Source organism: Gardnerella vaginalis ATCC 14018 = JCM 11026, from assembly GCF_001042655.1.
In the GTDB taxonomy this organism is placed as follows: Bacteria; Actinomycetota; Actinomycetes; order Actinomycetales; family Bifidobacteriaceae; genus Bifidobacterium; species Bifidobacterium vaginale.
Window position 1 is genome coordinate 1,185,559 of sequence record NZ_AP012332.1, and the last position, 11,036, is coordinate 1,196,594.

At 47.5% G+C, this 11,036-nt stretch carries 8 protein-coding genes and 1 tRNA gene; 4 read left to right on the forward strand and 5 right to left on the reverse strand.

What is annotated here, in order from left to right; all coding sequences use genetic code 11:
• Positions 1–248 precede the first annotated feature (248 nt).
• The 4 genes from GAVG_RS04635 (at position 249) to GAVG_RS04650 (ending at position 5,269) form a co-directional block, all read left to right on the forward strand.
• The gene (locus tag GAVG_RS04635; protein WP_009994899.1) at positions 249–830 is read left to right on the forward strand and encodes a xanthine phosphoribosyltransferase; all 582 of its coding nucleotides are present in this window, start codon (positions 249–251) and stop codon (positions 828–830) included.
• A gap of 222 nt (positions 831–1,052) precedes the next feature.
• Positions 1,053–2,303: a thiolase family protein gene (locus tag GAVG_RS04640; protein WP_009994898.1), complete on the forward strand. Its 1,251-nt coding sequence runs from the start codon at positions 1,053–1,055 to the stop codon at positions 2,301–2,303.
• A 190-nt stretch (positions 2,304–2,493) separates the two neighbouring features.
• On the forward strand, positions 2,494–3,819 hold the full coding sequence (locus GAVG_RS04645) for a hydroxymethylglutaryl-CoA reductase, degradative (protein ID WP_009994897.1): 1,326 nt from the start codon (positions 2,494–2,496) through the stop codon (positions 3,817–3,819).
• A gap of 142 nt (positions 3,820–3,961) precedes the next feature.
• Positions 3,962–5,269: a hydroxymethylglutaryl-CoA synthase gene (locus GAVG_RS04650; RefSeq protein ID WP_009994895.1), complete on the forward strand. Its 1,308-nt coding sequence runs from the start codon at positions 3,962–3,964 to the stop codon at positions 5,267–5,269.
• A gap of 208 nt (positions 5,270–5,477) precedes the next feature.
• Here GAVG_RS04650 and GAVG_RS04655 read toward each other — a convergent pair.
• The 5 genes from GAVG_RS04655 to GAVG_RS04675 form a co-directional block, all read right to left on the reverse strand.
• Positions 5,478–5,562 (reverse strand) — tRNA-Ser (locus tag GAVG_RS04655).
• Between the two features lie 84 nt (positions 5,563–5,646).
• Complete coding sequence (locus GAVG_RS04660) at positions 5,647–6,408, reverse strand: Bax inhibitor-1/YccA family protein (protein ID WP_004117411.1); 762 nt, start codon at positions 6,406–6,408, stop codon at positions 5,647–5,649.
• Between the two features lie 228 nt (positions 6,409–6,636).
• Positions 6,637–7,443, reverse strand: a complete 807-nt coding sequence (locus GAVG_RS04665) for a GTP pyrophosphokinase (RefSeq protein ID WP_004574898.1) — start codon at positions 7,441–7,443, stop codon at positions 6,637–6,639.
• A 237-nt stretch (positions 7,444–7,680) separates the two neighbouring features.
• A complete protein-coding gene (locus tag GAVG_RS04670; protein WP_009994889.1) occupies positions 7,681–8,811 on the reverse strand; it encodes a class C sortase in 1,131 nt (376 codons plus the stop codon).
• Positions 8,812–9,084: 273 nt separating this feature from the next.
• The gene (locus GAVG_RS04675) at positions 9,085–10,755 is read right to left on the reverse strand and encodes a SpaH/EbpB family LPXTG-anchored major pilin (RefSeq protein ID WP_004113407.1); all 1,671 of its coding nucleotides are present in this window, start codon (positions 10,753–10,755) and stop codon (positions 9,085–9,087) included.
• Between the last annotated feature and the right edge of the window lie 281 nt (positions 10,756–11,036).

Genomic DNA, 11,036 nt, shown 5'->3' on the forward strand with positions numbered 1-11,036 from the left:
GCGCGCTACGCTCTAAGCGAAAAGGTAGGTCTTGTCGCTCGCGCGTTACAGCGCGCTCACGTCTTCGCTTGCGTTGAAAGCACACTGTGCTTTCAACCTTGAGCAAGCTCAGCGCTCCGAATTACCTTTTCGCGCTACGCTTCTCAAGCGAAAAGGTAGGTCGTCGCGCAAGTGAGTCAAAGCTGGGGGTAAGCTATACAAATACACGCTACACACGCAAAACACGGCGCAATTTGAAAGGAATAATCGTGCAAGAACTTGAAGAACGTATCCAAAAAGAAGGCATTGTTAAGCCAGGAAATGTTTTGAAAGTTGACGCATTCCTTAACCACCAGTGCGATTGCGCGCTTTTTGACGCAATGGGAGCTGCATGGGCGCAGCATTTTAAAAACACGCAAATCAACAAAATCCTAACAATCGAGTCTTCGGGAATCGGAATCGCGTGCGTTGCTGCGCGTCATTTTGGCAACGTTCCAGTGGTTTTTGCAAAGAAAGCGCAATCAATCAACTTGGATGGTGATCAATACGTGTCTACCGTATTCTCGTTCACAAAGCAACGCGAATTCCCTGTAATTGTGTCTAGAAAATATTTGAGCGCAGACGACCGCGTTTTAATTTTGGACGATTTTTTGGCTAATGGCAAAGCTTTGCAAGGGTTGATTGACATTTGCGATCACGCTGGAGCCGCGGTTGCTGGCATTGGCATTGCGATTGAAAAAGGCTTCCAAGGCGGCGGAGATGCGTTGCGCGAAGCTGGATATGACTTGGATTCGCTGGCGATTGTGGAGTCGATGGATCCTAACGATGGGTCAATCACCTTCCGCCAATAGCCAAGTCAATATGATTGTGCGCAAATTGTGAAAAAATTAAACATAATTCTTCACAAATCGCAATTTTGCGTAAAAATACGATAAAGTAGTTCGGTTGGTGTTTGAAACCTATTACTCTAAATGTGCTAGCTTTCAACATGCAATTTTTAATAATTTTCAATAAGATAGCTTGATCAAGATAGCTTTAATCGGCTAGTTTTCAACTGATTGGCGGCTAAACGTATGAGTGATGTTGTGATTGTAAGCGCAGCGCGCACACCGATAGGAAAATTCGGAGGCGCGTTGAAATCGCTCACATCTGTTGAGTTAGGAACAATCGCAGCAAAAGCCGCAATCGAACGCGCAAAAATCAGTCCAAAATCTGTAGATCAAGCGATTTTTGGCAACGTACTTCAAGCAGGCAGCGGTCAAAACGTTGCGCGCCAAATCGCCCTTAGCTCGGGGCTTGACGAGTCAAGTTGCGCAATGACAATCAACGAAGTTTGCGGATCTGGTCTTAAAGCCATTCGCCTTGCGCAATCTGCGATTTGCATGGGAGATGCAAAAGTGGTAGTTGCTGGAGGCACGGAAAGCATGAGCAACGTGCCGTTTTACGCGCAAAACGTGCGATTTGGTGGCCTTCGCTACGGCAACAGCGCACTGGTTGATGGACTAAAAAAAGACGGACTTTGTGACGCTTTTACTGGCAAAGAAATGGGAGTTACTGCCGAAAACGTGGCCGCGAAGTTTGGCATAACGCGCAAGCAGCAAGACGCTTTTGCGTTAAAATCGCACCAGAAAGCCGTTTTCGCGCAAAATAACGGCGATTTTGACGCGGAGATTGCACCCGTGCAGCTTTTGGACGGAACTGTGATTAACAGAGACGAGCATCCGCGCGCCAACACTTCTATAGAGAAGCTTTCTAAGCTTAAAACGTTGTTTGAGGCGGATTTTGACAGGTGCGAAACTGGTGGAATGCGCGAGGCAGATGAAACTCGTGAGGCGTATTCTGGAGCAAAACACTCGCCTACTGTGACAGCCGGAAATGCAAGCGGCATCAACGACGGCTCAGCAGCACTCGTCTTAATGAGCAAAGACTACGCAATCGCGCACGGAATCGACTATTTGGCAGAAATCGTAGGATTTGCAGAAGGTGGAATCAGTCCAGACCTTATGGGCTACGCGCCAAAACACGTTATGGAACGCATGCTAAAAAACACGGGCTACACCGTTGAAAACATTGACCTTTTTGAGATTAACGAAGCGTTTGCCGCACAAAGCATAGCCGTGTGCCAGCAGCTGAACATCAACGAAAGCAAACTGAACATAAGAGGCGGCGCGATTGCGCTCGGGCATCCTTTGGGCGCTAGCGGAGCCAGGATTTTAACAACACTTCTTTACGCACTTAGAGACAATCACATGCAAAACGGTGTTGCAGCTCTGTGCGTGGGAGGCGGAATTGGAGTGAGCATGCAAGTTAGGATGCGAAAGTAGACGTGTGATAGACGTGCACGTGTTGTGACACGCGCGAAGTAAGTCGCAGAACGCATACGGAGTGTTGTGATACGCGCGGTTGCTGGCGGTGAATGTGGCGGTTGCCGGCGACTTGAATAGCGTCAATAGCGTCAAAGCAACATTGCAAAAGTGAAAATCGCGAAAATGACGTCAAAAAAAATGGAGAAACATGGCAGCTTTTCGAGAATTAAGCGTAGAACAGCGCATAAAAACGCTGGAATCAGAAGGCACGCTTAGCGGCGATTACACGCAACTTCTGCTCGCACAACTCGCGCAAAGCAGCGAAACAAACATTCCTGCAAGCGTTGCAAACAGCATGATCGAAAACCAAATCGGGCGATTCAGCCTGCCAGTAGGCGTTGTGCGCGGCCTAAAAGTAAACGGAGTTATGCAAAACGTGCTGATGGCTACAGAAGAGCCATCCGTAATCGCTGCCGCATGCAACGGTGCAAAAATCGCAGCAAAAAGCCTAGAAAACGGCGTTGTAGCACACAGCGCACATTACGTTACGCGCGCACAAATAGTTTTTGAAGACGCGGACGGAAGCGTAGCTAAAAAACTAGATAGCATAATGCGTAACGAGTCAAAACGCACGGCGATTAGAGAGGTTGCGCGCTCCGCACACCCATCAATATACCAACGCGGCGGCGGATTAGAACGCGCGCAGGCGGCGGCGTTAACAGGCTTCGCCAAGCTAACACTAGACATAAACGCATGCGACGCAATGGGAGCAAACATAGCAAACACCATTGGCGAAGCTGTTAAAACCCAGCTGGAAAGCTGGGTTGGACGCAAGGCGCTGGTGGCAATTCTTGCCAACTCCAGCCGCGCGGCAACAGTCGCCGAAGTGCGCATACCCGTAGAAGCGCTTGTGCCTAGCGCAAAAACTGCCGCGGCTGGAGATGCCGACGGCATGCGCCTTGCGCGCCGCATCGCCGCCTTAAGCTCCCTGGCCGCCGTAGACGCGGAGCGTGCTGCAACCCACAACAAAGGAATCCTAAATGGAATAGTTGCAGCAGCACTCGTATCTGGTAACGACACGCGCGCATTACAAGCCGCCGCACACGAATGGGCAGCAAAATCTGGTCGTTACATGCCTCTTTCAACCTGGACCTTGCAAAATTCAGGTCAAATCCTTTACGGTCGCATCGAAATCCCGTTGCAAATCGGCACAGTGGGCGGCGCAATCGCCTCGCTACCAATGTCAAAAGTCGCGCTGCAAGTTTCTAAAGTCAATAACGCCAATGATTTCCGTAACGTTCTAGCAGCCGTAGGACTCGTGCAAAACCTGGCGGCTCTTCGCGCACTCGCAGGTCCTGGAATTCAGGCGGGTCATATGCGCCTTCAAGCCGCAAATATCGCTATAGCATCTGGAGCGCGCGGAGACGAAATTCAAAAAGTTGCGCACGCGCTTCTAAACGAAAATTCTTCCGATTTAAACACGAATTCTGCAAGGATGATTCTTGATAATTTGCGAAAAGACAAAAATACTTAGAGTTTAAAATGATAATTACACGTGTTACTCGGTTAACTGCGACTTCCTTCTGTTTGGGATAAGTCGCCAGCAACCACGCCGTAAAATTTACACCACTAAAATCGTCCTTAAAAAAAATCGCCTTAAAAAAAAATAGGAAATCATGAGCAATACTTCAAAAAACACGCCAAAAGTCGGAATCGACCGCATAACTTTCGCAACCCCAAATTGCTATCTAAGCATGCGCGACCTTGCGATTGAGCGCGGAATAGACCCGAACAAATTCACAATCGGAATCGGTCAAAGCCAACAGGCAGTGCCACCAAACCACCAAGACATCGTAACACTTGGCGCTCAAGCTGCTCTGCCGCTTATGCAGTACATCGACAGCAACCGCCTCAAAATGGTGATCGTTGGCACAGAAAGCGGCGTCGACGCCAGCAAATCCAGCGCGCTTTATATTCACAAACTTCTAAACCTTAGCTCGTGGGTGCGCTGCGTGGAAGTAAAAGAAGCGTGTTATGGCGGAACTGCGGCGCTTATGATGGCTCGTGACTACGTTTTGACGCATCCTGGCGCGCAAGTTTTGGTGATTGCTGCAGACATTGCGCGCTACGGCGTTGGCACTCCTGGCGAGGTGACGCAAGGCGCTGGTGCTGTGGCGATGCTTGTAAGCGAGAATCCACACGTGTTGCAAATCAACGACGACAGCGTTGTAAAATCGGCGGAAATCCAGGATTTTTGGCGTCCCGTATATCAAAGCACGGCGTTGGCTCGCGGAAAGTTTTCAACCGAACAATACATTCGCATGTTCTGCGACGTGTGGCAGCGGTACAGTGCGGAAAACGCCTGCAATTTCAACGATTTTGAGGCGATTTGCTTCCATCTTCCATACACAAAAATGGGGCTTAAAGCGCTTCGAGCTGGGTTGGAGGAAAAGTCGAGCGCGCCTATTACAAGCGATACGCGCGAACGTCTTCTTGCGCGATACCAAGACAGCACACAATATAGTCGCCGAATCGGTAATATTTACACTGGTTCACTCTATTTAGGATTAATTTCTTTACTTGATTACGATTATTTTAAGAATTTTGACGATTCTGCGGTTGATGGCGATAGTGAGGTTTCTTGCGACTTATCTTCCGCAACACACACAAACGAATCGCCGACATGCCTGTCTCCTTTACTCTCAGGTCAAAAAATCGGCTTGTTCTCCTACGGTTCTGGCGCTGTAGCAGAATTCTTTAGCGCAACACTTGTTCCAGACTGGCGTAGCGCGCTGTTTTCTAATCAGCACTTAAAGTCGCTAAACAATCGCACGCAATTAAGCGTTTCGCGATACGAGGAGATGTTTAACAGCGCAGCGCCTTATTCTCCGCAGGATTTTATAAGCAGCCAGAAGAATCGAAGTGGCGCGCGATTCGTACTTGACTCCATCGCATCTCAAGAGCGTAACTATCGTTCTATCTAGCTGTAGTGCGATTGTACTGAATTACGGTGTTTTTTAATACAAACGCACTACACATACACACAAAACCGTAGTGCGATTGTACCAAAATACGGCAGGTCGTCGCGCAAACACACTACGCATACACACAAAAACAAGCCAAAACGTTGATATTTCAAGGGTTTTCGGCATGAAAAAAGGGTTTCTAGCGATTGGCTAGAAACCCTGTTCGCGGATGAGGCGAGATTCGAACTCGCGGTAGGTTTCCCTACAACGGTTTTCAAGACCGTCTCCTTAGACCGCTCGGACACCCATCCATGTGTGATTGCTACGCAATATGCACATCAATCACACAAGCGAATAGCCTACCATAATCCCTAGGAAAACGCACATACTCGTATCTAGTCGCGCCTATTTCCCAGCAACTCCAGCAAGTACACAAACATGTTGATGAAGTCCAAATAAAGATTAAACGCGCAAATAATCGAAATACGTTTAATCATTTCTGGCTGATCAGCATACGCTTCAAAAATCGCACGAGTTTTCTGTGCATCGTAAGCCGTAAGACCTGCAAAAATCAGCACTGCAATCGCAGCAATAAATCGCATTGTTCCAGCACTTGGAGCAACAAACATAAGAATTACCTGACTCACGCACAACACCAGCAAAGCCACCATAAGAATAGGACCAGCCTTAAGCATATTCACTTTTGTAGTGAGCGCAAGCATTGTAAGGCACAGGAAGAATCCAGCAGTTAAAGCCAAAACCATTGCAATAGAGCCTAGACTAAACACAGTAAAAATCGTACTAAGCGTAAAGCCAGTAAGCGCAGCATACGCATAGAACATCGCACGCGCAGCAAAAACGCTCATTTTCATAACGCGCATTCCAAGCACAACAGCAAGCACCACTTGCGCAATAATAATGCCGAAGAATCCAAATCGACCCGTAGCATACAAGTAAGAGTAAAGCGCACCCGTACTTTGCGTAAACATTGCCACAAGCGTTGTGACAATTAGTCCAACAGTCATCTCTGCGTAAACTCGACGCACACTCACTCGCTCTGCCTGCTCGCGCACATAAGTAGCCTGCGCGTCGACAATTGTTGGGTTTTGTGCAAAGTTGCCAGCATAATTGCTGTTAAAATTTCCAAAATCTCCCATAATTCCTCCTAAATCCTTATTAAGTATTTAATTATAGTACATTTGTACGACTATGTGTGTCGTGCTACAAAAAGCGGAGATGTAGGTCGTCGTTCGCGCGGTCTACGCGCGCGAACGTCTTCGCCGCACGTAAAGTCCACTGGACTTTACGTTTAAGTGGCTCAGCGCTCCGAATTGCCTTTTCGCGCTACGCTTTAAGCGAAAAGGCAGGTCGTCGCGCATTAGTTGTTACGACTCAGGCGCATCCTCCACGCGCGGCGCACCATTAATATCGCGATGAATACCCTGCATTTGCGCCTCAATTGCCTGCAAATTCTGCGCGCACTCAAGCAGCGTCTTAGAATGCTCCGCCAACTTTGCGTCCGGCAAATCAGCCTTATAGCGCAACGCGTGCTCCAAACTCGCCCAATAATCCATTGCGATTGTACGGAATTGCACCTCCACCGGCGTGTAATGCGCACCCGACGACAAAAACACTGGCACAGCGTAAATTACATGCAAACTGCGGTACCCATTCGGCTTTGGGTTTTTAATATAATCCTTAACCTGCAAAACTTGAATATCCGTTTGCTTGGAAAGGTATTGCGCAACCGCGTACACGTCGTCGCGATAGTTGCAAATCACGCGAATCCCAGCCACGTCGAACAGATTGTCGCGAATCGAACGCGTTGATATGCTTAGGTTTCTGCGGCGTAGCTTCTCAAAAATCGAGTGCACGGATTTTAGTCGCCGCTCCATGTGATGCACGGGATTGTGCGAAAATCGCACCTGAAACTCGCCGTCCAAAATCTCCAGCTTCGTGCTTATTTCGTACATCGCGCCTTCGTACACTTGCATCATGTTTACGAATTCGTCCATTTGATCGGGCGGAAGATGCGGCGTTTCGCTTTTTATAGGTGATTTTTGCGCGGACTTTTCGTCAGCGGTTGCTTGCGACTTTTCCGCGGTGGCGTCTGGCGCCCCACCATCTCCCGCTCCTTGCAAGCTGGCGTAAAGTTCGGCCAAATTTAAACGATTATGACGATCAAGTATCACGGTTCTTATTCTACTCGTAATTTTGTTATAAGTCTGATAATCGCCTGAGAATATGCGCGACGACCTGCCTTCGCGCTTAAAGCGTAGCGCGCGAAGGCAATTCGGAGCGCTGAGCCGCTCAAGGCAGAAGCACTGCTTCTGCGCGGCGAAGACGTGAGCGCGGCTAATCCGCGCGAACGATGTGACGCACTTTCTAGCTCTAAACAGCGTGTTGGACTACAAAATCGGGAAATAGCGCTAGCGCAGTTTAACCACGCCGCGCCCAACCCACAGTATGTGCTTGCCGCGAATATCCCACTTACGCCGCCTCTTACCAGCAACCACAGTGATCATCATGGCAAGAATCGCCGCCGAGAATATCATCGCAATAACAAACAACGTCATCCATAGCGGCCATTGCACATGGTCTTCTGGCGGCGCAACAGGGTCCGGCAGCACACGATACCCCGTAACCAGCAACCTATGCGAGTTCACACCATACGGCGTACAAGTAAGCAGCGTAGCTAAATCGCGCCCCTTCTCGCGCTGCAGCAAACTTATATCGTGCGGATCCACCACGTTTATACGAAACACCTTGTAACGCAAGGTCTCCCCTTGCACATCAAGATAAAAGTAGTCACCCTTTTTAAGGTCTGTTAGCGAATCAAACATGGTTGCGTTCGGCAAACCAGTGTGCGCGGTAATCACAGTATGCCGCCCCTTGCCGCCCACTGGCAAATCCGTGCCATACAAGTGCCCCGCGCCTCGCGCAAGCGTATCTTCTTTTGTACCGTGGTAAATCGGCAGCTTTACGCCAATCTTCGGAATTTTTACAATGCCAATAATGCCCATCGGCTCCTCAAGCGTTTTAAGATAACGCTTGTATCCAGGCGTGTTAGTTATATCTTCCTGACCGTCGCCGCCGTACGGGTCGCGCGTGAGCATATCCTTGCGCGTTGCGTTGTAGCGCTTTGCGCCGCGAATGTGCGCGCGCCGCACGTCGCCAGCCTGATCGTGATTATACTTGTCGTACGCTGTCGATATCTCCTTCGAAACGTGATTGTTCCACAGCGTTGAGCACACAGGGTAGCTAAAGCACAAAATGCCTGCAAGAACCAGCGCAATCGGCTCTAAGATACGCATCAGTGTGCTTTTCTTTTTAGTTATTTTTTTAGTTTTAAGTGTATTTTGGTTTATATTTTTGCTTGAGTTGGATCGTGGAATTTGCTCTTCGGTTGCTTGCGACTTATCCGCTAGCAAACCACTCGCACCAGCCACACTGCTCGTGCCAGCCACATTGGAGGTACGCTTCGCCTTATTCTTAAACAATTTAGCAACAGCGCGCTCACTCAACGAGTGGCACAAATTGCTAATATCGGCTAGCTTCATAACTCCTCCAAGCTCAAGCTATTGAATTAAAGATAATATTTGGTTTGATTTTGCTACAAACGCAGTGGGATTTTGCGCTTTTTGTTGCTCAAAACGGCAAAATTAACAACAAAATCGGGAAAAACTTACCGAAAATGTTGCTTAAAACCACAAAATCAACAACAAAAAGCGGAAAACGACGGGTTTTGTTGCTTTAACAGTCCACATAGGATTGAGTCTAGGGTTTTTGCCCTAGACTCAATCGTTTATGATTTACTAATCAAACTGAGCAAATCACGCAGCCTGCTGCTCTTCTTCCTTCTTGCGATTCTTAAGGAATACGAACATACCAGATCCAACAAGACCAAGGCCAATAAGCGCAAAGATAATCACGCCAGCAGCACCAGTCTTTGGAAGCTTGAACCAATTGTTACCACCATCAGGACCACCATTTGGAAGATCCTTGAAGGAGTATGTAAATGTTTGATCGGCAGCCTTGTAGTTAGCATTTTTTGTGTAATCCTTAGGAATAGTAACCTTGTCAACAGCTGGAGACAAAGCAAACTTTTCTGGAGCCTTGGTCTCCACAACATAGAATTCTTGTCCAGCCTTTGCTTCAAAAGCAGTAGTCAAACCAGTAGCAGGAGTTCCATTCTCACCATTCGCAAAGCCCTTAGCAGACTTATTCTTGCACTTATCATCAGAACGAGTAAGATCCGCTGCGCAAGCCTTTGCATCATTTTCACTAGCGAAGATTGCAAACTTCGCGCCAGCAAGAGGACTTGTACCGTCAATTCCGTTAACCTTCTTAATATTGAACTTAACAAGAGTTACCTTAGATTCGTCGCCTGGATTTGGATTAACAGGCTTTGGCTTATCCTGTTCAGGAGTACCTTTCTTATATCCTGGCTGATAGCCGAACTTATTAACAACTTCGCCAGTACCAACACCAGCTTTAAGAGTAAACTCAAGCTCTACCTTCAACTTTGCATTTGCATTTGTTTTAAGTGCAGTTGCAATTTCACCAAGACCAGCATCGGTAAACGATACAGTGATACGCTTACGGGTTGCAGCGGGTTGATTATCAACAGGACTATCAGCAACACTAACCGTGTACTTATCTTCCTTACCTTTAGTATTCTTAATCTCAGTATTACCGATCATAACCTTCTTAACTACTGTTTTGCTAGAATCGTATGCCTTGCTCAATGCATCATCCCATACTGCAAAGCCCTTATAATCATCAGCCGTACGATCCTTAACAGGTGTACCACTCTTTGTCACTACAGCAGTCTCGATAGTATATGGTAAAACATCTCCAGCACCAACCATTCCTTTAGTATCAACAGTTTTCTTAATAGCATCCTTGGTATATGCGTTCTTAGGATCAACTGTCACATCGTAGTTATAGGTATTATCCGTAGAATTAGATTTACGAGTAACTTCTGGGATAGTCATAAAGAATGGGTCAGGCAGCTTTTCATATCCGTCTGGAACCTCAGTTTCTTCAACCTTGTAAAGGCCGATTCCAAGGTCAGGGAATTTTGCAATACCTTCATTATTAGTAGCTTGTTCACTTGACTTATCTTCAAATGCAATATTACTTGAAGTATTAGGTGTTAGGTTAAGCGTTGGTACCTTAGCTGCAACCTTAAGCCATTCATCATATTTCGTAAGGTCAAGGTTTGCGTTGCCAAGCGACTTAACCTTAGTCACCTTAAACTTTGCACCAGTAACCTTAGTTTTCTTGGTCTGTTCACCTTGGTCATTAACTTCATCCTTGTACTTGGTAATGGTGATGGAGCCCTTTTTATTTGCAGCCTCATTACCAAGAGCCCATGGCGCCTTTTCTGCAGTAGCAGCCCAAGCAGAGCTGCCAGCAACCACGGCGCCAGCAACGCACAGCGTGCCAGCCATTGCGAGCGAAGCCACCGCGGCAACGCATTGTTTAGTGAACTTATTCACTTTCTTCTCCTTTATATCAGTGCCCTTTTGGGCAGGTTTTTGAGGAAAATACGGTTATTGTTTAATGTTTATTGTTTATTTTGTGTTGCGATATATAGGCAAGCCACAATCTGTAAGCAAGCCACGGTTCGTGATCAATCCACAATTTGCGAACGAGCCACAATTATTCATCGCGCTAATGTTTACGCGAATCGTAGTACGCAACAAGTTTTAGCGAGAATCGCACCGCAAGCTTGCAAGCCAGCGCTACTCTTTCGACTAGCCGACTAGCAGGATTGCGT